Annotated in this window: 21 protein-coding genes, 1 tRNA gene and 5 pseudogenes; 20 read left to right on the forward strand and 7 right to left on the reverse strand. The window is 56.5% G+C overall.

Annotated elements, in window-relative coordinates:
• The first annotated feature begins 13 nt into the window (after window positions 1-13).
• The 3 genes and pseudogenes from GQ39_RS30910 to GQ39_RS32920 all read left to right on the forward strand — a co-directional run bounded on the left by GQ39_RS30910 (window position 14) and on the right by GQ39_RS32920 (window position 1,748).
• Window positions 14-634, forward strand: a complete 621-nt coding sequence (locus GQ39_RS30910) for a TetR family transcriptional regulator (RefSeq protein ID WP_052193457.1) — start codon at window positions 14-16, stop codon at window positions 632-634.
• 298 nt (window positions 635-932) lie between these two features.
• Window positions 933-1,497, forward strand: a pseudogene (locus tag GQ39_RS01510) (IS66 family transposase); the annotation flags it as partial.
• Between the two features lie 29 nt (window positions 1,498-1,526).
• Window positions 1,527-1,748, forward strand: a complete 222-nt coding sequence (locus tag GQ39_RS32920) for a methyl-accepting chemotaxis protein (RefSeq protein WP_047526707.1) — start codon at window positions 1,527-1,529, stop codon at window positions 1,746-1,748.
• A 144-nt stretch (window positions 1,749-1,892) separates the two neighbouring features.
• Here the strand turns inward: GQ39_RS32920 and GQ39_RS01520 are convergent, their stop codons facing one another.
• Window positions 1,893-3,608: a sigma-54-dependent Fis family transcriptional regulator gene (locus GQ39_RS01520; RefSeq protein ID WP_052193459.1), complete on the reverse strand. Its 1,716-nt coding sequence runs from the start codon at window positions 3,606-3,608 to the stop codon at window positions 1,893-1,895.
• Between the two features lie 649 nt (window positions 3,609-4,257).
• Here GQ39_RS01520 and GQ39_RS01525 point away from each other — a divergent pair.
• The 16 genes and pseudogenes from GQ39_RS01525 (at window position 4,258) to GQ39_RS01590 (ending at window position 18,945) form a co-directional block, all read left to right on the forward strand.
• A complete protein-coding gene (locus GQ39_RS01525; protein ID WP_201774169.1) occupies window positions 4,258-5,151 on the forward strand; it encodes a VOC family protein in 894 nt (297 codons plus the stop codon).
• Window positions 5,152-5,465: 314 nt separating this feature from the next.
• On the forward strand, window positions 5,466-7,226 hold the full coding sequence (locus tag GQ39_RS01530) for an FAD-dependent oxidoreductase (RefSeq protein WP_047526709.1): 1,761 nt from the start codon (window positions 5,466-5,468) through the stop codon (window positions 7,224-7,226).
• Between the two features lie 256 nt (window positions 7,227-7,482).
• On the forward strand, window positions 7,483-7,608 hold the full coding sequence (gene tnpB / locus GQ39_RS31130) for an IS66 family insertion sequence element accessory protein TnpB (RefSeq protein WP_236693072.1): 126 nt from the start codon (window positions 7,483-7,485) through the stop codon (window positions 7,606-7,608).
• A gap of 21 nt (window positions 7,609-7,629) precedes the next feature.
• Complete coding sequence (locus GQ39_RS01535; protein ID WP_152613954.1) at window positions 7,630-8,082, forward strand: hypothetical protein; 453 nt, start codon at window positions 7,630-7,632, stop codon at window positions 8,080-8,082.
• A gap of 601 nt (window positions 8,083-8,683) precedes the next feature.
• A complete protein-coding gene (gene bphD / locus GQ39_RS01540) occupies window positions 8,684-9,541 on the forward strand; it encodes a 2-hydroxy-6-oxo-6-phenylhexa-2,4-dienoate hydrolase (RefSeq protein ID WP_047526712.1) in 858 nt (285 codons plus the stop codon).
• Between the two features lie 95 nt (window positions 9,542-9,636).
• The gene (locus GQ39_RS01545) at window positions 9,637-10,920 is read left to right on the forward strand and encodes a DUF1302 family protein (RefSeq protein ID WP_081997827.1); all 1,284 of its coding nucleotides are present in this window, start codon (window positions 9,637-9,639) and stop codon (window positions 10,918-10,920) included.
• A gap of 194 nt (window positions 10,921-11,114) precedes the next feature.
• Window positions 11,115-11,450, forward strand: coding sequence for a hypothetical protein (locus GQ39_RS31135; RefSeq protein WP_161793918.1), 336 nt, complete (start codon window positions 11,115-11,117; stop codon window positions 11,448-11,450).
• Window positions 11,451-11,847: 397 nt separating this feature from the next.
• Window positions 11,848-12,202 (forward strand): annotated as a pseudogene (locus GQ39_RS31140) (aldehyde dehydrogenase family protein); the annotation flags it as partial.
• A 78-nt stretch (window positions 12,203-12,280) separates the two neighbouring features.
• Window positions 12,281-13,063, forward strand: a complete 783-nt coding sequence (dmpE, locus tag GQ39_RS01550; RefSeq protein WP_047526713.1) for a 2-oxopent-4-enoate hydratase — start codon at window positions 12,281-12,283, stop codon at window positions 13,061-13,063.
• Between the two features lie 10 nt (window positions 13,064-13,073).
• Window positions 13,074-14,012, forward strand: coding sequence for an acetaldehyde dehydrogenase (acetylating) (locus tag GQ39_RS01555; protein ID WP_047526714.1), 939 nt, complete (start codon window positions 13,074-13,076; stop codon window positions 14,010-14,012).
• 11 nt (window positions 14,013-14,023) lie between these two features.
• On the forward strand, window positions 14,024-15,061 hold the full coding sequence (gene dmpG / locus GQ39_RS01560) for a 4-hydroxy-2-oxovalerate aldolase (RefSeq protein ID WP_047526715.1): 1,038 nt from the start codon (window positions 14,024-14,026) through the stop codon (window positions 15,059-15,061).
• A pseudogene (gene dmpH, locus GQ39_RS01565) lies at window positions 15,058-15,850 on the forward strand (2-oxo-3-hexenedioate decarboxylase). The gene dmpG and the pseudogene dmpH overlap by 4 nt, the downstream one beginning before the upstream one ends.
• A 50-nt stretch (window positions 15,851-15,900) precedes the next feature.
• Window positions 15,901-16,084, forward strand: a pseudogene (locus tag GQ39_RS01570) (2-hydroxymuconate tautomerase family protein).
• A gap of 536 nt (window positions 16,085-16,620) precedes the next feature.
• Window positions 16,621-17,043, forward strand: a complete 423-nt coding sequence (locus tag GQ39_RS01575) for a hypothetical protein (RefSeq protein ID WP_047526717.1) — start codon at window positions 16,621-16,623, stop codon at window positions 17,041-17,043.
• Between the two features lie 425 nt (window positions 17,044-17,468).
• Entirely contained in the window at window positions 17,469-17,921 is a 453-nt protein-coding gene (locus GQ39_RS33145) for a transposase (protein ID WP_081997829.1), read from the forward strand.
• 124 nt (window positions 17,922-18,045) lie between these two features.
• On the forward strand, window positions 18,046-18,945 hold the full coding sequence (locus GQ39_RS01590; RefSeq protein WP_047526719.1) for a LysR family transcriptional regulator: 900 nt from the start codon (window positions 18,046-18,048) through the stop codon (window positions 18,943-18,945).
• 26 nt (window positions 18,946-18,971) lie between these two features.
• Here GQ39_RS01590 and GQ39_RS31150 read toward each other — a convergent pair whose 3' ends face one another.
• Window positions 18,972-19,265 (reverse strand): helix-turn-helix domain-containing protein, encoded by a 294-nt coding sequence (locus GQ39_RS31150; RefSeq protein WP_047526720.1) that lies wholly within the window; start codon window positions 19,263-19,265, stop codon window positions 18,972-18,974.
• 102 nt (window positions 19,266-19,367) lie between these two features.
• Here GQ39_RS31150 and GQ39_RS33560 point away from each other — a divergent pair.
• Window positions 19,368-20,000: pseudogene (locus GQ39_RS33560) on the forward strand (LysR family transcriptional regulator substrate-binding protein).
• Here the strand turns inward: GQ39_RS33560 and GQ39_RS01605 are convergent.
• The 5 genes from GQ39_RS01605 to GQ39_RS01625 form a co-directional block, all read right to left on the reverse strand.
• Window positions 19,975-21,843, reverse strand: a complete 1,869-nt coding sequence (locus tag GQ39_RS01605) for a tyrosine-type recombinase/integrase (protein WP_047526722.1) — start codon at window positions 21,841-21,843, stop codon at window positions 19,975-19,977. The pseudogene GQ39_RS33560 and the gene GQ39_RS01605 overlap by 26 nt on opposite strands.
• A gap of 222 nt (window positions 21,844-22,065) precedes the next feature.
• Window positions 22,066-22,139: transfer RNA gene (locus GQ39_RS01610), tRNA-Gly, on the reverse strand.
• A gap of 264 nt (window positions 22,140-22,403) precedes the next feature.
• Entirely contained in the window at window positions 22,404-23,288 is an 885-nt protein-coding gene (locus GQ39_RS01615; RefSeq protein WP_047526724.1) for an alpha/beta fold hydrolase, read from the reverse strand.
• 311 nt (window positions 23,289-23,599) lie between these two features.
• Window positions 23,600-24,292 (reverse strand): pseudouridine synthase, encoded by a 693-nt coding sequence (locus tag GQ39_RS01620; RefSeq protein WP_047526726.1) that lies wholly within the window; start codon window positions 24,290-24,292, stop codon window positions 23,600-23,602.
• Between the two features lie 33 nt (window positions 24,293-24,325).
• Window positions 24,326-24,544 carry a cysteine-rich CWC family protein gene (locus GQ39_RS01625; RefSeq protein ID WP_047526728.1) on the reverse strand — a complete coding sequence of 73 codons (219 nt, stop codon included), beginning with the start codon at window positions 24,542-24,544 and terminating at the stop codon, window positions 24,326-24,328.
• Window positions 24,545-24,546: the final 2 nt, after the last annotated feature.

Consider the following 24,546-nt stretch of genomic DNA (forward strand, 5'->3'; position numbering starts at 1 on the left):
GGAGTGCCTTGCGATGAGACGGACCAAGATCCAGATGGAGCGGACACGGCAACGCCTGCTGGATGCCGCCGAGTGCGTGTTCAGCGATCAGGGCTTCGCCGCCGCGAAATTAGAGGCGATCGCCGACGCCGCCGGCCTCAGCCGGGGCTCGATCTACTGGCACTTCAAGGGCAAGTCCGAACTGCTGGAGGCCGTCGTCGACCGCGCCTGGTTTCCCTGGGACGTGCTCCCGGTCGACAAGACCGAGGTGGAGCGCCTGCCGAGCATCGCGGAGATGGCCGGCGCGCTCGGGCAGGGCGTCCAGCGCACCCTGTTCGAGCCGCGCCTGCGCAGGAGCGCGTTAATCCTGCTGCAGGCGCGCGAGCTGCGCGGCGTGAGCGAGCGGGTGCTGCTGCGCCTGCAAGGCATGCAGCAGCGTATCGGTCGGCATGTATCCATGGTCGTCGAGCAGTCCGCAGGCCGCGGTGACAGCGGCGTGCAGGGCAGGGCGGTGGGCACGTTCATCTTCGGCGCCCTCAGCGAGGCCCTTATGCTGGGGCGGCCTGGGGAGCATGGGCTGGTCGGGCAGGAGGTGGAGCGGTTCGTCCTGAGGTTGCTCATGCCGGCCGTCGCGGAACGACACTCGGATCGATGATCCGCGGTAGCGCGCTTGCCGGTGATGCTGCCTGCGTGCTGCCTGGCACGGGCTTCGTTCGTCATTCGGGCGGTGAGGCGTTCCGACAAGCCCGCTCCTGGGTTCGCAATGGCAGTTGCACTGCCGCTCTCCGACAAGCCGGCCACTCCTGAGCCGTCAATCGAGATTATGTGGAGTTCGCCCACTCGACCACCGGGTCGAGAACGAGGCGGATAAGCCGCAGACAGGTACGGTGGCCCTTCAGAACCGGCCAAAACCACTCTCTGAATAATGAGACTTATCCAGTACTCCGCATAAGGCGCATGCGCGGCGCAAGTTCGTCGAAACGCAAAAGGTGCAACTCAAGGGCAAACCGGGCGTGCTGATATCGCGTTGGGGATGATGATCAACAAGCTCTACGGCGTCGAGCGCGAACTCAAGGATGTCAGCGATGAACAGCGCTACCGGGGCCGCCAGCAGCACAGCCCACCGCTCCTCGATCAGCTCAAGACCTAGCTGAAGAAAACCCAGCCGCAGGTTACGGCGCAGAAAGCCCTGGGCAAAGCAGTGAACTACCTTGCGAGCAACTGGAGCGGACTTGAACGCTACATCGAGGCCGGCCATCTGCCGATCGATAACAATGCAGCCGAGCGGCCCATCCGGGCCCTTTGTTACCGGTCGTAAGAACTGGCTGTTCAGCGACACGCCGAAAGGAGCGACTGCTAGCGCCCAGCTCTACAGCCTGGTCGCCCCCCCCCAAGACCAATGGCCAGTTGCCCTACGCCTGGCTGCGCTATGTCGTCGAGCGCCTGCAGCTGGCCAACAGCGTTGAGGACTACGAGGCGCTGCTGCCGTGGAACTGCCAGCCAACGACGCCACTGTAAAACGCAAAACCCCTCCAGAGGGAGGGTTGATGGAGAGCTTAGTTTCCAGCATTGAGGCGATGAACCAGCAGATCGCCACTGCCGCCGAACAGCAGAGCGCCGTGGCCGAGCAAGTTGGTCGGAGTATGGAGCGGGTGCGCGACGTAGTTGAGGATGGCGCACGCGCCCTTGCTGAGCTGCAGCACGCCAGTCAAGAGCTACAGGAGGTCGGCGAGCATCTCAACGACGCGGTAGGGCACTTTCGCACGTGAGAGGGGCAGGGACGTAAAGCGTCACTTGGCGCAGTAAACGTTTTTTGCGGTCGAACAAATGGGTGCCAAGTAAGGCATTGAGCAGGACGGTTACGAATGCTTGATTTGTTTCGTACCGTCCTCAACTCTGACTCGTATGAATAGCTATGTGACCTTTTTGACGCGGTAATCAAGTCGAGCTCGAGTTATCCCAAGAAGGGCAGCCGCCCGGGAAATATTGCCACCGCTATGCTTGACGGCTGCTCGGGTGATGGCGTCTTGCACTTGGTCCAAGTTAACAGGCCCTTGATGTACCATCTGCTCGGCAATTTCATCTAATGAGAGAGCTTTAGGGTTAGCATTCTCAGCCGCGTTCCGCATCAGCTCACTACTCAAGGTTAGATCACCTTTCTGGTTGAGGCTTAGGAAGTCTTGTGTGGTGAGGGTGCCTTCAATCGTCGTTAAATGGTGAGTGTCCAAAAAGTCGACGTCTTGAGCCATGATTATGGCTCTCTCGATCACATTCTCCAGCTCTCGAATGTTGCCCGGCCAGTCATGGTGAATAAGTACCTGCATGGCGGCATATGATATGCCTTTTAACTTACGTGCGTGGCGCTTAGAAAATCGGGAAATGAGTGCTCTGGTAATGAGTTGAATGTCATCGCGGCGTTCCCGCAGAGGGGGAATTTGGATGGGAAAGACGTTCAGTCGATAGTAAAGATCCTGTCGAAAGTGGCCATCTTGGACGGCTTCTCTCAGATCAACATTCGTTGCGGCAATCAGTCGGACACTGGTGTGGATTGTCCGATTGCTGCCGAGACGTTCTAGTTCACCATTCTGAAGTACACGGAGAAGTTTACTTTGAGCGGTCATGCTTAGAGTGGCAATTTCGTCAAGGAAGAGAGTCCCTTGATGAGCTGCCTCGAAACGTCCCTCTCGCGTAGTGGTAGCACCTGTAAAGGCTCCGCGCTCGACGCCAAACAGCTCCGACTCGATTAATTGATCTGGTATAGCGGCACAGTTCACTTCAACGAAGGCCTGGCCAGCGCGGCTGCTCAAACGGTGGATCTCACGGGCAATAAGACTCTTGCCGCTCCCGCTTTCTCCAAGTAAAAGAACTGTCGCATCGGTCTCCGCCACACAAGCTGTTTTATGACGGAGCACCTTGAACACTGCCGATGAACCAATGACGAGCTCGCCTCCCTGATCATCATCGGGAATAGGGTGCGTGGCGATCTGAGATTGCTCCGACTGATTGGGTGCCCAAATTTCGGCGGGCTTCGCTTGGATGCGGCAATGAGGGTGTCCCATCGCTTGGCATTCGAGCTCTTCCACGACGATAGGTTTTCCAGCGCATGTGCTTAGATACCCTGAACAATACGCAACGGAAAACCAACACACCGCATTTGAGCTGACACCGTTCATAGCTAAATGAATTTCAGCTTCGATGGAGTTCTGCCAGTAGGCTTCTGCACGATAGTCCGTGTTCTTCATATCGAACGCATTTAGTGCCGACGATCCAATTTGCATCGATGTTACAAATCCTTGCAAAGCGTGCAAGACACCACCTGCGTAAATCTGCTTTTCAATAGAGGATAAACCTTCCTTTTTTACAATCATTTCTGCATCGCGTTGACCGGTGGTGAATCCGATACGAGTCAGAAATTCCCGCGTGTAGTCTGGGCCAGAATAGGCCTGTAAGTCCTTGTATATGTCTTTCAGTGTTTCCATTTGTAGGAGCACGCATCGGCTTTCGTCCAGCCAGATACGCCCTTCGTTGGGAGAAAAGTGCAGTTTGGAAACTAAAGCATGTACTTCGGGAAGTGCAAGGTCGGCAACGATGGAGCGGTCTTCACTGTTACTATTTTTATTAGATTTCATGGTGATGGCTCAGGTCAGGTAGGAATGGATAAGGTTCTCGTAGGTTTTAATAATTTTATTAATTTGTGCTGATGGGGTTCAGAATATGGTGAATCCTGCCCGCCTGAGTAGGTGCATTCTGGCATCTGCTGACGAGCCCATATGCCCTTCAGTCTCACTGCTTGCTGGGTGCATGGATCGGCTGTCGCCTAGCCAGATGCCTCCTTCGCAGGGGGAAGGGGTGAAGCTGGACCCAAAAGATGGATTTCAGGGAGCGACAGTCGGTAATGATGGTGCGGTCTTCACGAATTTTATTTTAGATTTCATGGTGATAGCTCAGGTTAGGTAGGAATAGATAGGGCTCTCGTATATTTAATAAATTTATTAAATAGTTGCGATGGGGCTTCATAATATGGTGAAGCTTGCCCTCCCTGGCAAGTGCATTTCGGCACCTCCTGGCGGCCTCCGAGGGAGGGTACTGCCGTCCGGAACTAGGCTTTCGGGCGCTTTTTAGAATGAAAATCCTTATAAAACAGTATGTTGTCTTTCCCTGTGAGAGGCCGCTTAGTCAACTTGGCACGGTATTGGCTAAGAGCCCTGCAAGGCAGGTGTGAGGTTTCTTCGACATTGCTGCCTATTAAAGCTATATGAGAGCGGAGATGTGATAACAATGATTTCAAATCTCGGATATATCGTTTTAGGGGTGAGTGATCTCGATGCGTGGGAGCGGTTCGCTGTAGATGTTGTTGGTCTGCAGGTTGGCGCTCGTGAAGCGGGTGTCAGTCTTGGCCTGCGAATGGATAGCTTTGAACAGCGTATTCTGCTGCAGTCGAATAATGCCGATGACATGATCGCCGCTGGCTGGGAGTTCGACACGGAAGAGGCCCTGTTGGGTTATGTTGCAGGTTTACGAGAGCACGGTGTAGAAGTGCGTGACGCCTCGGCCGAGTTGGCAAGTGTGCGCAGGGTCGAATGCGTATTCTCGTGCAGTGATGATAATGGCATGTTCCATGAGTTTTATTTTGGTGCCCGGCGCGCAGCGCTGTCGGATGTATTTCGCTCGAAGGTCTTGTGCGGGCCTTTTGTGACGGGACGGCTGGGCGTTGGTCACTTTGTCGCGGTGGATAAGTCCGGTGGGGCCACCACTGATTTTTACGAGTGCATCCTTGGGGTAAAACTCAGTGACTACATCAGTGGTGAAGTGGTGCTTGGCAAAGAAATGGAGGTGAAGTTCTTCCATTCTGCCACGGGACGCCATCATTCGGTTGCAACGGCAGAAGTTCCGTTCCCTGTTTCCAAGATCATCCATCACATCATGGTTGAGTTTGCCAACATGAATGATGTCGGGCTTGCCTATGATCGTTGTGTCGCAGCGGGAGTTCCAATTGAAATGGAGTTTGGCCATCATCCCAATGATGGAATGTTCTCGTTTTACGCAAAAACACCTTCTGGCTTCCTCCTGGAGTTTGGCTTCGGCGGGTTGGTTATTGATGATGCCACCTGGGAGGTCAGGCGTTATAGCCAGTTAAGCGATTGGGGACATAGGCATCCCCCCCGGGGCTAGTGAGAAATCCAACTGGACGAACAGCGCGTGCTGCCAACGGGCCTCATTCTGACACGTATGTTCTTTCATTCAGTCTAGAAATCGCTTAACTGCAGTTTGTTGGCTGATCTAGGTTTTCTGCGAAAGGTATGAGTTGTTTGTGGATAACTCGCAGGCTTGAGTCTGGTTCGGTCTGAATATTGATTCGTGGTCATAAGTAAAAGTTGATTATTTGCATGTCGGCCCAATCTCCTTAAGCGGGTTAACGTCGGTGCTTTAATTATTTTTGCAACTTGTGATTGTCAAAATTAAATAAAAACAACAGGAAAATCGTTATGTCGAATTCTGCGGAAACTGATGTTCTTATCGTGGGTGCTGGTCCGGCCGGTGCTATGTCGGCTGCTCTGTTGGCGGGTCTGGGTGTCCGCAGTCTGATGATTAATAGACGGCGCTCCACTTCACCAGGTCCTAGGTCGCACATTACTAACCAGCGCACGATGGAAATTCTGCGTGATCTTGGCTTGGAAGAGTCGGCGAAGTCGCTTTCGGTGCCAAAGGAATATATGGGTGAGCATGTTTATGCCGCCAGTTTAGCAGGCGAGGAGTTTGGACGAATTCCAGCGTGGGCATCTCATCCTCAGGCGCACGCAGAGCACGAACTGGCCAGCCCAACAAGATACTGTGATTTGCCGCAGTTGTATTTTGAGCCGCTGTTGGTAAGTGAGGCTGCTCTGCGCGGTGCGGACGTCCGCTTCCTGACGGAATACCTGGGTCATTTTGAAGACCAAGACGGTGTAACCGCGCGACTGTTTGATCACGTAAGTGGCGTCGAGTATGAGGTGCGTGCGAAATATATCATTGGTGCGGATGGGGCTCGCTCGTTAGTTGCGCAAAACGCCGGTTTGCCGTTTGAAGGGCAGATGGGCATCGGTGATTCCGGGTCGATAAACATTGAGTTCAGCGCTGATTTATCATCGCTGTGTGAACATCGTAAAGGCGACATGTACTGGATGTTCCGCGCTGGCAGCGGGATCAATGGTGTCGGCGTCGCAGCACTGCGAATGATTCGGCCCTGGAATAAGTGGATGTGTGTTTGGGGGTATGAAAAGTCAAAAGGCACGCCCGAGATCACCAAGGAAGAAGCCAAAAAAATTATCCATGAGATAATCGGTACGGATGAAATTCCGGTTGAGGTTGGCCCTATTTCAACCTGGACGATCAATCAGCAATATGCCGTGCGCAACACCGCCGGGCGAGTCTTCTGCATGGGCGATGCCGTTCATCGTCATACGCCGATGGGGGGGCTTGGGCTCAATACGTCCGTCCAGGATGCTTACAATCTATCCTGGAAGATTGCTCTGGTGCTCAAAGGCAAGGCTGCGCCGACATTGTTGGACTCTTACGACGCGGAACGGTCGCCCGTGGCGAAACAGATCGTCGAGCGAGCCTATAAGAGTCTTTCCAAATTTCCTCCTGTTTTCGAGGCGCTCTGTCTTCCACCGGTTCCGACAGAGGCGGAAATGGCGGAAGCTCTGGTGCGTCTCAAGGATGCAAGTGAGGAGGGGGCGAAGCGGCGCGCTGCACTTCGTAAGGCCATGGATGCGACCATCATCGGGCTTGGCGGCGGGCACGGTGTCGAGCTGAATCAACGCTATGTTTCCCGCGCGGTGTTCCCCGACGGCACGCCTGATCCGGGGTTTGTTCGTGATAAAGAGTTTTTCTATCAGTCGAGTACACGCCCTGGTGCGCATTTACCGCATGTTTGGCTTACCGAGAATCAGCGGCGGATCTCTACCCTGGACTTGTGTGGGAAAGGCCGCTTCACCCTGTTGACAGGGCTTTCCGGAATTGCCTGGAAGCACGAGGCCGAACGGGTTTCGCAGTCTCTTGGGATTGATCTAAAGGTATGCGTAATCGGCCCGGGCCAGGCGTTCGTGGATACCTATGGTGAGTACGCCAATATATCCGAGATAGACGAAAGTGGCGCATTGCTCGTACGGCCGGACATGTTTATCGCGTTTCGAGCGAAAGACGCATCTCAGAAAAGTCTTGAGCAGCTGATCGTGGCGATGAGGAACATCCTTGGGCGGGCATAATCGGTTGTGTGAACCCCTCTATTGAATCCCGGTAAAGCAAACAACAAACGCCCCGACTTAGTTTGGGGCGTTTGTCATTTGGATACTGAAAAATCTGGAGGCAGGGGGACATCCGCCGTACGTAAGCGCTCCTAAACCTCATCTACAAATAATCCCCAGGCCAGCCAATGCTGTGCACCAATTTCTTTCTGGAGCCAGCCGTTATGATGCGCCCCGACGCAAAAGTCGAAAAAGTCTACCTCTACCCCAAAAGCCGGTGGATTTTCGGAAATCCATCGACGGCCTGGTCGCCCTGGTCGAGCTGGACATCAAAGTAGCTGTGTTCGACCCGGTACTGTTCGTCTGTCTCAACAAGTCACGTAACCGGGTGAAACTTTTGTAGTGGGAGCGCGACGGCTTCTGTTTGTGGCTCAAGCGCCTTGATGAGCGGTTCAAAACATCACCAGACGATCAAGAGGAAGTCCATCGTACTAACGGTTCAGAAACTGAACTAGCTGCTGGATGGATGACCTCTGGCGCAACCGCCCACCAGGTTTTGACGCCGCGTTTCGTGACCTGGGCCGGAATAATCCACGGCATGATTTCCGTGCCCGAAACCTTTCCAGACAACCCTATTTTGCTGAAGCAGCTTCTGCTGTCGCTGCATGAGCAGATGTCTTCGAAGGACAAGGAAATAACCGCCAAGGACGGGCAGATCGAGCACCTGCGCGAACAAAATGCGCTGTTGATCCGAAAGCGCTCCATAAACCCGTCGTACCGTCTTGATGGTGTGTTGCTCAAAGCCTTCGATGGCTTCTTGGTATGCCGGATAGGTGGTCTATGCATTGTCAGTCGCGCCTCCAGACAGTTTGTCTAGGCGCTTGTGCCGTGAGGCCTTTGGCCGCATCAGCACAGCCGGGGTGAGTGCTCTGAAGGTGGTACCTCAGTTGGTCGCTCTTGAGGCGCTGCAGTGGATGACATGTAGGCCTGGCTTCAGAATTAGATGATATGGAATCAATGGCACTGATCTTGGTTTCATAAAATTATGAATATTGCTGCATTCCTTGTCTACGTTAGCACCTGATCTCAAGCTCCTGGGAGCGCTCGCTCTTACCTCTTTTCTCTTTTTTTTTAAAAAAGCAATATAAAACAATAGCTTATGTTTATGCTTGGGCGTGATCCTGATTACTTGGCGCGATATTGGCATTGATGCTTGTACGTCGCGCATCTGTAAGGTTTTTCGATAGCGGGTTGCTGCTCTGAGTGAAACGGATCTCTGACCTTTAGGCCGCATAGTTCTAAAGGTTTGGCTCCTCAGTAGGTGAAAATATTTGCTCGCTTATCTTTATTGGCCTGTGTGCATGGTGCTGCAACGGATGCTAATTACCGCTCCCCACGTAGGAGCGGAAACTAAATACCCTCGATATATGAGGGGCAGTTAAATTTAGGGCCGGCAGGCTCATTGAATGGATGGACCTATGCCAAAATACACTGAAGCTGGAACTAGCAACTACCTAGTCATTGACGAACCAGGGCTGAGTAATTTTCGTCTTCATTACAACGAGGCCGGGCAAGGCGAAGCCGTGATCATGCTGCATGGTGGTGGCCCTGGTGCGAGCGGATGGAGCAATTACTACAAGAATATCGAGCCTCTGGCTGATGCTGGTTTTCGAGTGATCTTGCTTGATTGTCCCGGCTTCAATAAAACGGACGAAGTCGTTACCGATACTCAGCGGGGCTTGTTGAATGCTCGTGCGGTCAAGGGGCTCATGGATGGCTTGTCCATCGAGAAAGCTCACTTAGTGGGTAATTCCATGGGTGGAGCTACGGCACTGAATTTTGCGCTCGAATTCCCGGACCGACTTGATCGGTTGGTTCTGATGGGGCCTGCCGGGATGGGTAAGAGCCTGCTTCAGCCGAATCCTCAGGAAGGCCTCAGGCATATGTTTCGACTATACAGTGATCCAACGCCGGCCAACTTTGCTGAGATGTTGAATGTATTCGTATTCGACCCCTCTGCTATTACGGAGGAGTTGCGGCAAGATCGCTGGAATAACATACGTTCTCGTCCTGAACATCTTAAGAATTTTGTTGCGAGTTCTAAGATGACTCCGGTAACTGCATGGGATGTAGTCGATCAGGTGCACAAGATCCCCAATAAAACTTTGGTCACATGGGGGCGGGACGATCGTTTTGTACCACTGGACAATGGTCTGAAACTTATCAACTTCATGCCTGATGCACAGTTGCATGTGTTTTCACGTTGTGGTCATTGGGCTCAATGGGAACATGCCGATGCCTTTAATCGGCTGGTGATTGATTTCTTTCGTAACTGAATCTGTCACATAGAGGATGAAAGCCCCGGCTGTGGGTCGGGGATTTTCTTGTGCTTCACGCTCCACATCTCATAAATAGAATAAAAGAGATATATATGTCTAATGGCAATTATCAGGCCAGTCACGCATGCCGTCAGTGGCCTTGCGCAGCATCGCTAAAAATCGAGGGGCTCTCCGCCGCAATCGCCACTCTTATAATTGGCGCTGCCATTCCATTTGGCACCGCCCACGCATTTGAAGTGGAAAACGATGGCGACTTTAGGATTCGCTGGGACAACACCATTAAATATACGGCGGCCTGGCGGATAAGGGATGCAGATCCAAAAATCGCTAATCAGCGTGGCGCTCAGCCTGGAACGGACTTCGGTGATCTTGGGATCAAGAAAGGACTGATCAATAATCGATTTGATATTCTTTCCGAGTTGGACGTTGCCTATGAGGATGTCGGTTTTCGTGTATCGGGTGCTGGCTGGTATTCGGCATACTCCACTTTGCAGAAGGTGGATGTGCTGGAGTGGGAATTGCAGCAGTTGCAGGGTGTGTCCGCCACCAACTCACTTGCTGCATTTTCGCGCCGTGCAACTGTCGGGATGAACGAGGGAAGTTTCGCCTGGTTTGATGTTCCGCGTTCCCAAGGGATGATCAACGCCGTTTTAATGCGTACGCCGCGTGAACTGTATAGTCAAGCGTGCGATATGCTTTCGGTCTATATCTATCTCGAGGATCACAAAGCCGAGACCTTGCAACGGGTAGTCGCAAAAATAGAGGATTTTGCGCTCCGTAACGATACGGAAACAGTTAAGTTCATCCAGGCGGCAGGAAACTCGGGCATCGAGGCAGCCACTAATATTGTGGTCCGACAAGCCAATGGGCGAATGTTGTTGCTCGTTTATGCTGCCGTTGTAGGGCTCGCTTTTGTGACCTTTGGATCTTGGCGTGCCGTCGTCTGTGCGATCTTGCCCCTACTGTTGACTTCGATGCTTTGTGAAGCACTGATGGTGGCGCTCGGTATTGGTGTCAAGGTCGCCACGCTGCCAGTAATTGCGCTTGGAGTTGGCATTGGCATCGACTATGCCCTGTACGTGCTAACAGTGACGATGGCTCGTCTGAGGCAGGGCATGAGCCTGTCGGAGGCTTACTATCATGCACTGCTATTCACCGGAAAAGTGGTTGTGCTCACTGGTGTTACTCTGGGCTTGGCAGTCGCTACTTGGGGCTTTTCGCCGATCAAGTTCCAGGCCGATATGGGAATACTGCTCGCATTCATGTTCGTGGTGAATATGGTTGGCGCGTTGATTCTCTTGCCCGCTCTTGCGAGGTTTCTGTTGCCGGCAACTGCGTTGGTAAAGAAGAGCTCTAAATTGAGTCCGGCTAGTTAAGGTAAAAGTAGGTTCCAAACAATCACTTGTCTGATTGAGGCATGGCCGATGCTGCGAGTTCCTCTTGGCAGCATCGGCCATCATAGTAATTGGAAGACCATCTTGGACGTGTCTCCTTAGAGTTTATTCCGTATCAGTCGCGTCAACTCGGCGTGTAATGCTCTAGTATTCATCGTTTTGGCTGTCTTCGTTTTTTGAGTGTCACGACTGCCGGAGCGGAGTACTCCAAGGTCGATGAAATCATTGAGAAGCAGGGGATAAAAAGAAAAGCTAAGCTGCGTATTCCACAGTACGCTAGCTTGGAATACCTATTGAAAAGCTCCGATCTGATCGCCACGGTACCCGAGGTCCTGATCCAGCCTAATCTCTTTCCTCTTGCTTTAGGTTACTCGGAACACCCGGTGCCGCTACCAAGACTTTCTATCGATCTGTTTTGGCACGCTCGACTTCATCGTGATCCAGCTACTCAATGGCTGCGCAACGTCATCGCAATCCAGTGCGAGCTGCCGACAATCTGCTCGAACAACTGAATATCCTCCTTGCCAGACAAGCCTGGGAGGCTCCCTAGTTTTGCCGGAGGACACTTGCCCTTACAAGACTTCGGTCGATAGCAGCATATATCAGCTTCAGAATTTGATGAGGCTGGAGTAGAGCCACTGATCTGGGTTTCATAAAATTATGAATTTCACCCCCCATTTCTCACCTGCTTTAACGCCTTATAGCGAGCACTGAAGAGCGCTCCTTTATTCATTTGCGTGTAATTCTGAGTAAAAGGTCTTATAGAACATTGGCTTATGTTTCCCTGCGGGAGGGGCTAGCCACTTGGCACGATATTGGCTTTTTGCGTAGCGTATATGTAAGGCTTTTTGAATGTGTAGCCACCGCCAAATCTGAAACGGAGAACGACGGTTCGATAGCAGCGGTTGTGGGGCGTGGGTGCAACCGACCATCTGGACTGACTTGGCGGACGATTCGGCGTTGGTCACCGAGGAGATTTTCGGTCCGTGTTGCCACATCCGCCCGTTCGATACCGAGGAAGAAACGATCGAGTTGGCCAACAGCCTGCCCTACGGTCTGGCGTCTGCTATCTGAACCGACAACAGCTCGCGCGCGCTGCGTCGCCGGGCAGGTCGAGGCTGGTGTCGTCTGGGTCAACAGCTGGTTCCTGCGCGACCTGCGTACCGCTTTTGGCGGTAGCAAGCAGTCGGGCATCGACCGTGAAGGCGGGGTGGATTCGCTGGAGTTCTACACCGAAGTGAAAAACATCTGCGTGAAGTTGTGAGGTGCTCATGAACACCCCCCGGAACAGCCCGGAAATCGGTCGCGAAATCATCGCGTCCACCCAACAGGAACAGCACACATGAACCAAGAATTGATTCAGCAGCTCGGCGACGAACTGTACCAGGCCATGCTCAACCGCGAGGCCGTGGCACCGCTGACCAGCCGCCATGATTTGTCTATCGAGGATGCCTACCAGATTTCCCTGCGCATGCTCGAACACCGCCTGGCCGCTGGCGAGAAGATCATCGGCAAGAAGATTGGTGTGACCAGCAAGGCGGTGCAGAACATGCTTAACGTACACCAGCCGGACTTCGGTTACCTGACCGATGCCATGGTGTTCTACAGCGGCGAAGCCATGCCAATCAGCAAGCTGCTGATGCAGCCCAAGGCCGAGGGCGAGATCGCCTTTATCCTCAAGAAAGACCTGATGGGCCCTGGGGTGACCAACGCCGACGTGCTGGCCGCCACCGAGTGTGTGATGCCCTGTTTCGAGATCGTCGATTCGCGCATCCGCGACTGGAAAATTAAGATCGAGGACACCGTGGCGGATAACGCTTCCTGCGGTCTGTTCGTTCTTGGCGACCGGGCGGTCTCGCCACGCCAGGTCGATCTGGTCACCTGCGGCATGGTGGTGGAGAAGAACGGCCATGTCATCAGCACCGGTGCCGGTGCGGCGGCGCTGGGCTCGCCGGTCAATTGCGTGGCCTGGCTGGCCAACACCCTGGGCCGTTTCGGTATTCCCCTGAAAGCCGGTGAAGTGATCCTCTCCGGATCTCTGGTGCCATTGGAGCCGGTCAAGTCCGGCGATGTGATGCGCGTCGATATCGGCGGCATCGGCAGCGCTTCCGTGCGCTTTGTCTGAGGATTTTTCCATGAGCAAGAAACTCAAAGTCGCCATCATCGGTTCCGGCAACATCGGCACCGACCTGATGATCAAGATCCTGCGCAATGGCAATCATCTGGAAATGGGTGCCATGGTCGGTATCGACCCCAACTCGGACGGCCTGGCCCGCGCAGCGCGCATGGGCGTGGCCACCACCCATGAAGGCGTTGAGGGTCTGACCCGTTTGCCGGTGTTCCAGGATATCGACTTCGTCTTCGATGCCACCAGCGCCTCGGCTCACATCAAGAACGACGTGTTCCTGCGTGGCCTCGAGCCTGACCTGCGCATCATCGACCTGACCCCGGCGGCCATTGGCCCCTACTGTGTGCCGGTGGTCAACCTCGAAGCCAATCTGCACGAGACCAACGTCAACATGGTTACCTGCGGCGGCCAGGCGACCATTCCCATGGTCGCCGCCGTCTCCCGCGTAGCCAAGGTGCATTACGCCGAGATCGTCGCCTCGATCAGCAGCAAGTCCGCCGGTCCCGGCACCCGCGCCAACATCGACGAGTTCACCGAGACCACTTCCAAGGCCATCGAAGTGATCGGCGGTGCGCGCAAGGGCAAGGCGATCATCATTATGAACCCGGCCGAGCCGCCGCTGATCATGCGCGACACCGTCTACGTGCTGTCCGACCTCGCCGACCAGGATAAGGTGGCCGCCTCGGTGGAGGAGATGGTGCATGCGGTGCAGGCCTATGTACCGGGCTACCGTCTCAAGCAGCAGGTGCAGTTCGATGTGATCCCCGAATCGGCACCGCTGAACATTCCCGGCCTGGGCAACCTCTCCGGGCTGAAGACCACGGTGTTCCTCGAAATTGAAGGTGCCGGCCACTACCTGCCGGCCTACGCCGGTAACCTCGACATCATGACTTCCGCTGCGCTGGCCACCGCCGAGCGTATGGCCCAGTCGCTGCTCAGTGCCTAAGGAGCACCGCCATGGCCTTCAATCCCGGCAAGAAACTCTACATCTCCGACGTGACCCTGCGCGACGGTAGCCACGCCATCCGCCACCAGTACTCGATTAAGAACGTGCAGGACATAGCCCGCGCACTCGACGCGGCCAAGGTGGACTCCATCGAAGTGGCTCACGGCGACGGCCTGCAGGGCTCCAGCTTCAACTACGGCTTTGGTGCCCACACCGACCTGGAGTGGATCGAGGCGGTAGCCGAAGTGATCAGCCATGCCCAAATCGCCACCCTGCTGCTGCCCGGTATTGGCAGCACCCATGACCTGGACAACGCCTACCAGGCGGGCGCGCGTATCGTGCGGGTGGCGACTCACTGCACCGAGGCGGACGTGTCTCGCCAGCATATCGAGCACGCCCGCAAGCTTGGCATGGATACCGTCGGCTTCCTGATGATGAGCCACATGCAAACGCCCAAAGGCCTGGCCGAGCAAGCCAAGCTGATGGAAAGCTACGGTGCCATCTGCCTGTACGTGGTCGACTCCGGCGGTGCCATGAGCATGCAGGATATTCGTGATCGCTTCCGTGCACTCAAGGACGTACTCCAGCCGGAAACCCAGACCGGCATGCACGCCCACCATAATCTGTCTCTCGGCGTAGCCAACTCCATCGTCGCGGTGGAGGAGGGCTGTGATCGCATCGACGCCAGCCTGGCCGGAATGGGTGCCGGTGCCGGTAATGCCCCTCTCGAAGTCTTTATCGCCGCTGCCGAGCGCCTGGGTTGGGAGCACGGCACCGATCTGTATACCCTGATGGACGCCGCCGACGACATCGTCCGGCCATTGCAGGATCGCCCGGTGCGTGTGGATCGCGAAACCCTAGCCCTTGGGTATGCCGGGGTCTACTCCAGCTTCCTGCTCCACTCGGAAGTAGCGGCGGCTAAGTACGGCCTGAAGGCTGTAGACATCCTGGTCGAACTGGGCAAGCGCCGTATGGTTGGTGGCCAGGAGGACATGATCGTCGATGTCGCCCTGGACCTGCTGGCCGCCGGAAAGGGGACACGGGCATGAACCGTACCCTGAGCCGCCAAGAGGTACTGGCCCTGGTCGAGCACATCGAGAAGGCCGAGCTTGAGGTCCACGACATTCCCAAGGTGACCAACGACTATCCGGAGCTGACCTTCGCCGACGCCTACGACGTGCAGTGGGATATCCGCCGGCGTAAGGAGGCCCGCGGCAACAAGATCGTCGGCCTGATGATGGACCTGACCTCCTGGGCGAAGATGGCGCAGATGGGTGTGGAAACGCCGATATACGGTTTTCTTGCCGATTACTTCAGCATGCCGGACGGTGGCGTGGTGGACTGCTCGAAGCTGATCCACCCGAAGATTGAGGCGGAGATATCCGTGGTCACCAAAGCACCGTAGCAGCCCTGGTTGCCATATCAATGACGTGATTGCGGCGATCGACTACGTGATCCCAACGGTGGAAGTGCTCGACTCGCGCTACGAGAACTTCAAGTTCGACCTGACCAGCGTGGTGGCCGATAACGCTTCGTCGACCCGCTTTATTGCCGGAGGCCGGATGGCCTGTCTTGAAGAGGTCGATCTGCGCACCCTTGGTGTGGTGATGGAGAAGAACGGCGAGGTGGTGGAAGTCGGTGCCGGTGCCGCTGTGCTCGGCCATCCGTTGTCCAGCGTGGCGATACTGGCCAACCTGCTGGCCGAGCGTGGTGAGTACATACCGGCGGGTACGTTCATCATGACCGGCGGCATCACTGCGGCAGTGGCAGTGGCACCGGGAGACAATATCAGCGTGCGTTATCAGGGGCTTGGCTCGGTTACCGCGCGCTTCATCTAAAACCTGTGCGGCCGGCCTATGGTCGGCCGCTGACTGTAAGGAATGAGGCCATGCCCATTGCCCAGTTGTATAACCTCGCAGGTCTCCGCGCGAGCAGAAGGGATCCGCGAAGTCAGCGAGGCAATGTCACGCTCGCTGGACACACCCATCGAGCGGGTGCGGGTGATCATCACCGAAATGCCAAAGAACCGCTTCGGCATTGGTGGTGAACCGGCGAGCAAGGTGCGACGCTAGACGTAGCGATGCCACTCATAGTGGGAGGGCCACCGACGAGGTTAATGCCTGAAACTAGGAGATTGACAAAGGATGAGTCGCATAGCGGGTTTCCACTATTCGCCTCCTCCCCCACTGTTCCGGATTTTCCTGACAGGGCGACTGAGGCTAGCCGCAAGTTAAGTGAAGAGTTGTTAGCGCCGCTGCAAGATCATTATGAGCGTGCTGGCAAGTGTTAATAGCGTTTAGGAAGAGGTTTACATGTCCATATGCTTCCCCCCCCCCTGCTCTGCGAAACTGAAGCTGTTCGATGTAGCAGCCATGGCCAGTATCGTAAAGTGAATGGGGCATGGCTGATCTGAAATTGTGTAAGATCTTTCAATCAGCAATCGGAAGTGCCCGGAAATAACAATAAAGTAAAAAGGTAAGAGGCTATGCGAGCAAGATTACTGCTCTGCGAGCTGTTTCTGTTGATCTCACCGGTGCGGGCTGATGAGCACGCTGCCTTGTAGTTGAGCGGGCTTAATAGCAATGGACAGCTTTTCTTGGCAAGCGTCATGCTCTATTTCAACCCGCAGGATCGAGCACCGGACCCGCGTCTGCTTAACTCGTTATCCAACTACCTGTGGACGATGCAGACTGGTATCTCACTGCTTGGTGAACCCGCCGAATTGGCGAAACCCTTCCAGGGCGTGCAGCAAGTGTTCAATCAGCTCAATGGCATGCCGCCTGAGCAGAAAAAGAACTACCCAGACCTGGTGCGGCAACTCCTGGTTCACGTCCGAGACCTGCAGCAGGCTGCTGATTTAGCCTACCTCCGCGAGCAGCAAGGTTTGCAGCCCGATTCATTTGTTGCGTTGCTCACTGGTCAGAGCCGTGCTTTGGCCAGACTCCTGTTCGACTATCAGTTACGCCATTATCCGATGGTGGACAAGGAACAGTTTCTGATGTCGCCCGAACAGATGCATATGCTTGATTAGAACATTGAGGCGCGCTTCGACCAACTGCTGTACATGCTGGCTGAGCACCGCGCTACTCTTGACAAGATCCGCGGAAACTTCAATTTCGTACGCAGCCAGTTGCAACTCGGAAAGTTACACGCCAAAAGTGGTGCTGAGTTCTATGTGAGTCGGGCGATTATCGATCTTGACGAACTTACGAGGACGGTAGTAATCAGCCAACACTAAGCGGCTCAGCGATGGTTGAATCGCCCCGGAAATTCGAAAGGCACTATAGGATCGCTTGTCTCCATGCACTGCGCGGCAACCAGCCGTGCAGCCAGGTGCAGGTGCGTCGGGGACACTGCCTCAATGACTGTGTGTGCTCCCAGGGCGTCGTAGGAGCGCAAGAGGGCATGGTAGATGTCCCAGGCGTCGATGCCCTGAGGTAGCTGCTTCAACACTGATTGAACCAGCCTGCGTTTGAGCGGCTCGAGCTGCATATCTCCAAGAGCACGCTGTACAGCTACCTACGGCACCGGGGCGTCAAGATCGGCGCATATCAGAAGTGCGCCCGGTCACGCGATCAGCAGCTCACCGCCTTGTCGTCATCGCCGGCAGAGCTGTCCGCCGTCGAGCGGGTGACCACCGTCACGCTGCGCCTGGCAGTGGTGAATAACAGCAAGTTCGTGCGCGGCCGAAAGTGGGCAACGGAGAACATCGAGCGCTATTGCCTGGAGCCCTACTGCGTGAAGCGGCTGGAGGCTGGCCACTACGAGCTGACCATCCCGTATCGGAGCGACGACGAGCTGGACGAGACCGGACATGACCTGCTGACCGAAATCAGCCAGGAAGCCGACATGCGCAACTGTTTTATCGAGGCGGATGCCCGGGAAGAAGGTACGGAGCGGCGATGGTAGGGCTTAAGTGCACTTTCTGTTCCATTGCTCCCAACCCCCTACAAGGGAGCCTTTAGCCGTACCTGCTTGAACCAGTCCACGTGAGGCGAAGCGGCTCCGCCTCAGTTCTGAGGGAGGACAAGCCATGGAATTGCGTCACCTTCGCTGCTTCGTGGTCCTGGCAGAGGAGTTGCACTTTACGCGGGCCGCTGAAAGGCTGCATATCGAGCAATCCCCACTGTCGCGCATCATCAAGGAACTCGAAAACGAAATGGGTGTTCTGTTGTTCGATCGCGACCGACGCGGGACACGCCTGACCCAGGCAGGGACAGTGTTTCTCCAGGATGTGACTCGACTGTTCTCGAGCCTGGACGTGGCCCGTGAAAACGCGAGGGCGGTTTCTTCTGGCTATCTGGGCGTTTTTCGTATAGCTGTCCCGTGCGGCTGCATTGATCCGCGCTTGACCACCTTTCTCGCACGCTGTCGCGAAGAAGATCCGAAAATAGAGATACGTTTGACCGAGGCTCCGCTGGTCGAGCAGTTGCACGGGCTGCGCTCGGGCGCGTTCAATGTGGGGTTTGCATGCACCGCCGATGTAGGGGATGGCGTTGAAGCGGAACCGATCTGGATCGACTCACTGGTTGTGGCCGTATCGACACGACATCCGTTGCTCGTTCACCCGCAGATCCCTCTGGAGGCTCTGCTACGCTATCCATTGGTAATGGCGGATCCGCGTCTTTTCGGACAGTGCAATGGCGAGTTGAACCGATTGCTGCACACTGCGACAAGCAAACCGGGCATCGTCGAGTATGTTGCTTCGATGGACATGATGCTGACGCTGGTCGCAGCAGGTTATGGAGTTGGGTTCGCGAACGCGGCGCGAATCGGAGTTTGCAATCGATCTGACATCGTGACTCGTCCCCTCAAGGCTCCGAACGTCATTCACACCACGTACCTTCTACGACCAAGTGGCTGTACTGATACCTCTCCAACCCCGCCCCTGGACCGTTTCATTGCGCGTCTACATGCCCAGATGGACGAATGACGGGCGAAGCCCGACGCCTACACCTGCTACGTATTTGGTCTCGATCGTAGGTTCTTCTCTGTCGCTGCCATTAGATCAGCGGCACTACTGTTCAGAGCAGCAGCAATTCTGAGGATTAGCGCCAACGTGGGCATATGCTCCCCACGCTCGATCTTGCCCATGTGCGATCGTTCAATTCCTGCCAAGGACGCCAGCTCTTCTTGAGCTATTCCGAGTTCTGTCCGCGCAGCGCGGATCCCCAGGCCAAAAGCTAACGGGGGCGCGGCTTCGTAGGTGGTCGAGCCGGCGGGACGGCCTCGTTGAACTGTACGCTTCTGCATCGGCAGAAGCGTCGAGTGTCACCGTGATTTAAACCACGTTAAATTTAACCCTTGGTATGATGGAAGTTCGTTTTTTAGCCCCGAACTCTTGAGAGGGCATTCATGGGCGTCTCCAGCCAACCTTCGACACTCAGGCTCGCGGTCTCGGAGGGAGTACTGTCGCCACAACTGGCGACTCTGCTCGCGTTACAGCGTGCGGAAGAGCCTGAGCCCCCCATCCTGGCGACGGAGGTCCGGCAGGAAGACCTCATCCAGGGATTGGAGGACGGCCATTACGATCTTGGTATCGCAATATCCGGCCCGACTTCGCTTACCCTGGACAGCCAGCTGCTTTGGCGGGATGAACTGGCCGCGGCCGTACCTCGACGGTCGCCTTTGCTGGCGCATGCCGCGGTCTCTTTGACGGAACTGTTGCGCTATCCCATGATCTAGTCGTATCCGCGTGTCTGTGAGGCACTCAGCCAACAGATCGAGGCGCTGCTCGCAGGGGACCAGACCCGCGTGTCGTGCACGTCGGGTTCCTTCGAGCTGATGGCCTTGCTGGTGGCGGCCGGCTACGGCGTAGGGATTGCCTCCCGCACTCGCATCCTTCAGGCTCGTGACTGGGGCATCGTGATGCGCCCCCTGGCGGAGGGGGCGTACTGGATCGGGACGAGTTTGCTCAGGCCTACCTCCGCCAGCCGCGCAGCCCCTGCCATCTCGCGTTTCGCTAGACGAGCTCGGGCAGTCGTGTAGTCGCCACGCCGTAAAGGTCCTCCGCCTCGTTCATCGCGTCGTGTACCGCGAGCACAGCAACGTCGAGGTTATCCGGCGTCAAGGCCTCGATCGAAGACAACCCTCCAAACACGTCATGCGGTCGCGTCAAGGCGTGATAGATGCGCCACGAATCCACGCCGCGGGGCGTCTGCTTGAGGATGGCCCGGACCAGCCGGCGCTTGAGAGGGTCGAGTTGCCAGTCCGGCACCCGTTGCCCTCGGTTGCCCAGGCTGATCGACAGCAGGTTGCCGGCCGTGATCTCGTAGGTGATCCAGCGACGCGACTTGCCGGCCAGCTTGGCATAATCGGCGACGGACAGATTGTGCGGAGCCTCCAGGATGTCCAGCAGGATCATGCGCTCGCGCTGGACGTTCGAGATGGCCGGCTCCTGAGGCCTGGGCGCTCGTACCGCGGACAGGCGCTGCGTCGGCACCGTCGTCAGCGTCATCGCGCCCTGGGGCTGGGACACCACGAGTGTGGGCGCCGCCTTCACCGTCGGCGAGGGCTGTCCATCCTGCTCACCGGCGACCACGGGAAAGCCTTCCAGTTGGATGGTCAGGAGGGTGCTGGCCGCTTCGACCTGCCCAAGCTCGAACAGATCCAGCCGATCGGCCCAGTCCTGCATCATGCGCCGACGCTGCTCCACGTACTTGGCGTGGTTGTAGGTCGCCCGGACCTGGTTCGGGTCGACGTGGGAGAGCTGCGCATCGACCCACTTCTCGGGATAGCCCAGTTCGTGGAGAGCCGTCGAAAGGGTGGCTCGGATGCCGTGCCCGGTCAGCCGTCCTTCGTACCCCAGACGCTTCAACGCCGCATTGAGCGTGTTCTCGCTGATGCGCTGCTTCAGACTCTTGGCTCCTGGGAACAAGTACTTCTGCGCCGGCTTGAACCGATCGAGCATGTGTCGGACGATCTCGACCGCCTGTACGGACAGCGGCACGATGTACGGCGGGATGTCCTCCGACCGGATGTTATCCTTCTGCATCTTCAGTTCCAACTGCTTCACCACGTCCGGCGGGATGACCCAGAGACCCTCATCGAGGCGAAATTGGTCCGGCGTCGCCAGACGCAGCTCTCCGGTACGCACGCCTGTCAGCAGCAACATCCGCAGGCCGAGTTGTGTCTGCAACCGCCCGGGGTACTTGCGCAGAACCCGAAGGAGCTCGGGCAACTCGGGCATACGCAGGAAGGGGTTGTGGCGCACAGGAGGCTGCGGCATGGCGACCACATCCAGGTCGGAAGCCGGGTTCTGTTCCAACCCCGGAACGATCACCAGGGCGTACCGGAAGAGCTGGTTGAACCAGGTACGCACCTTCTCGGCGACGGACGGCGCTCCGCGCTTCTCGATGCGACCGACGACCTCAAGCAGATCGGTGCGGGTGACGTCGTAGATCGACCGCTTGCGCAGGCTCGGCAGGATGTCCTTCTCGAAGATGCGCGGAATCATCGAGAGCGTGGTCTGGCGTCCCTTCTTGAGACGACCCTGCGCACGGAATGCGAGCCACTTCTCGTACACCGCCTCGAAGGTGTTCTGCTCTGCTTGAACGGCCAGTCGCCGGTCCTTCGCACGCTGCCGTTGCGGATTGACGCCCTTGGCCACCAGCGAGCGAGCCTGGTCGCGAAGCTCGCGGGCCTCGCGCAGGCTGATCTCCGGATAGATCCCGAGCGACATCCGCTTCTGCTTGCCCAGCCAGGTGTAGCGGAAGTGCCAGGTCTTGGTGCCGCATTCTGAGACGGCCAACGACAGACCGTCGAAGTCAGGGAGGGTGTAGTCCTTGCCGGTGGCCTTGGCCTGCCGGACGACCATGTCAGTGAGTGCCATGTCTGCTCCTGAACACGTCAGGAGTCAGATGCTCATTCCATGGCCCGCTCGGCCCCAGCAACAATCCGGACTCGAACCCGACCGCTTTGATGGACTACTGGATGGACTAATTCGGTCCAGCAGCGGGTGGATTTGGGTGGATCTCATTGGATCGCTGTCGGGCAAAAAATCCTTTGCTGACAGCAGCTTATGGAACTCGGTGGATTTCCATGGAAGCTAAAGTGGAGCGGGTAGAGGGAATCGAACCCTCAACTAAAGCTTGGGAAGCTTTCGTTTTGCCACTAAACTATACCCGCATTACGCGCTTACTCGGTGCACCAAAGCGGGGGTGTCCAATAAGAACCCTCGTTATCAGCTTGTTAAGCTGGAGTAATGCCATTATGCGACACCCGCTCAGAGCGGTGACTTTGTACCAGATACAGCTGGGGATTTGAAGTTTTTCTTTACGTGGGGCGGGTTTAACGCAGTTGAAGCGCATGGCGGTCTATCGCGGGCAAGCCTCGCACGTGCAGGAATGCGTTTAACGCTGCGGGGCGAAACTTGCTCGCGATGACTCTGTTTCAGATTGCCAATGCATGGTGGTCCTGGACGTAGTGGTAACGCGGTCGGCTTTCGTGCTGTGCCGGTTTCAGGAACCCAAGCAGTGCGTTGCGGCTGTCCCGGCAGGCGGCTTTGTGTTCCATGTCGAGAAAGTGGCCGGTGGCTTCAAGCGTCGTGAAGGTGGCCTGCTGCACATGGTCGGCGAACAACCGGGCGCCTTCGGCGGCGGTGTATTCGTCCCATTCGCCGTTCATGAACAGCACCGGCACGTTGATTTGCTGCGCGGCCTTGAAGAAGCACTGGCGATCGCTGTGCAGCAGGTCGCTGATGTGGAAATGCATCTGCCCGTATTCATGATCGGCCAGGCTGCTGACGTGCCGGTAGTTGAAGCGCTTGAACAGCGTCGGCAAATGTTTGCCGATGGTGCTGTTCACCAGGTTGCCGACCCGGTCGCCATCGCGGCTGCCGAGATAGTCCACACCGCGCTCGAGGTAGTCGAGCATGTGCGCGTTGATCTCCGGCGAGAACGAGCTGATCACGGCTTTTTCGATGCGTCGTGGCTGGTGGGCGAGTGCGACCAGTGTCGCGGCGCCACCCCAGGAAAACGACAGCACGTGCTCGGCGGCGAAGTGGTCGATCAGCTCCAGGAGGATCTGCCCTTCGACTTCCTTGGTCAGCAATTTCTCATGCAGGTTGTGGGCTTTTGACTTGCCCGCGTAGGGCTGGTCGTAGCAGACCACATTGAACTGCGGGTGGAGGTTTTTCACGGTTTGTGCAAACGACGCAGTCGTGGCCATCGAGCCGTTGACCAGAATAATGGTCTTCTCTGCGGCGTCTGCGCGATAGAACTCCGTGTAAACCCGATACTGACCCTGTATATCCAGCACAGCGATTTCTGGCCTCATGTCATAAGACTCCTGGCAAGCGGGTATGCGCGCAAAAGAGATTGCACGAGCTTTGTGACAGGTAGGCATACGCCTGGAATTTGAGAGGCCCATGTCGATCCGGTACGGCAGGTCGACGGGTATTATTATTGGCGGGCAGTTTGCCGGGGGAAGCGGAACCTGAAGGTTCTCTACCGGCAAAAAGTTTCTTAGAAGTACGTTGTGACTCGTCAGTCACATTTCGGCTGACGACCTGATTCAAGCAGGGGAGAAGCGATCGCGCAAGTGCCTTTGGCAAATTGTTCGACAACTTCTGCTCAGCGGTAGGCGGCTTAGATCATTTCGATCTCATCAACGCTCAGCGGGCGGTATTCACCCGGTTTCAGCGCCTCATCGAGCACCAGAGGCCCCATGCGTTCGCGATGCAGGCGCAGCACTTTGTTGTCGAAGTGTCCGAACATACGCTTCACCTGGTGATAGCGTCCCTCGACGATGCTCAGGCGCGCGGACTTCGGCCCCAGCAGCTCCAGCCCGGCCGGTTGGGTGGTGAGGTCTTCGAAGGCGAAGTACAGGCCTTCGCTGAATTTGAGCGCGTATTCGGGGCCGATGGTCTGTTCGGTTTCGACGTAATAGACCTTTGGCAGTTTGGTCTGCGGTTGGGTCAGGCGCCGCGACCAACTGCCGTCGTTGGTGATCAGCATCAGGCCGGTGGTGTTGAAATCCAGTCGACCGGCGATGTGCAGGTCATCCTTGTCCGGCTCATGGATCAGGTCGAGCACGGTCGGGTGCTGCGGGTCACGGGTGGCGCTGACGCAACCGGCGGGCTTGTGCAGCATGAAGTGGCGGACCGGTTTACCGGCCTGCAGCACTTGGTCGTCGACCTCGACGCGGCTGAATTCACGGACTTCGGCGTGGGGGTCGCGGGTGATTTTTCCGTCAATCCTCACGCGTTTTTCCACCAGTAACAGGCGCACCTGCTGACGGTTGAAGCAAGGCAGATTGCTGAGGAAGCGGTCGACGCGCATGGCTAAGGATCGGCGAAAAAGGGGCCGCGCATCTTACTCGATTGGCCGGGGCGCCGCTTGCAACTGCGCCTCGACTGCGGCGCAGCGCGGGCACAGGCAGGACGCGTTGCGCAGCTCGAGCGGCAATGCCTGGAGTATCGCCGGGTCGATGCTGACGCCATAGCACCAGCACGCCCGGTCAGCGGTTCGCGGATCGGCCAGGGTGCAGTCATTGGGCGCACCACAGGCCGGGCAGAGGTCTGGTTGATTCATGA

Origin of the sequence: Pseudomonas sp. 11/12A (assembly GCF_000800055.1) — a bacterium.
Lineage (GTDB): Bacteria > Pseudomonadota > Gammaproteobacteria > Pseudomonadales > Pseudomonadaceae > Aquipseudomonas > Aquipseudomonas mohnii.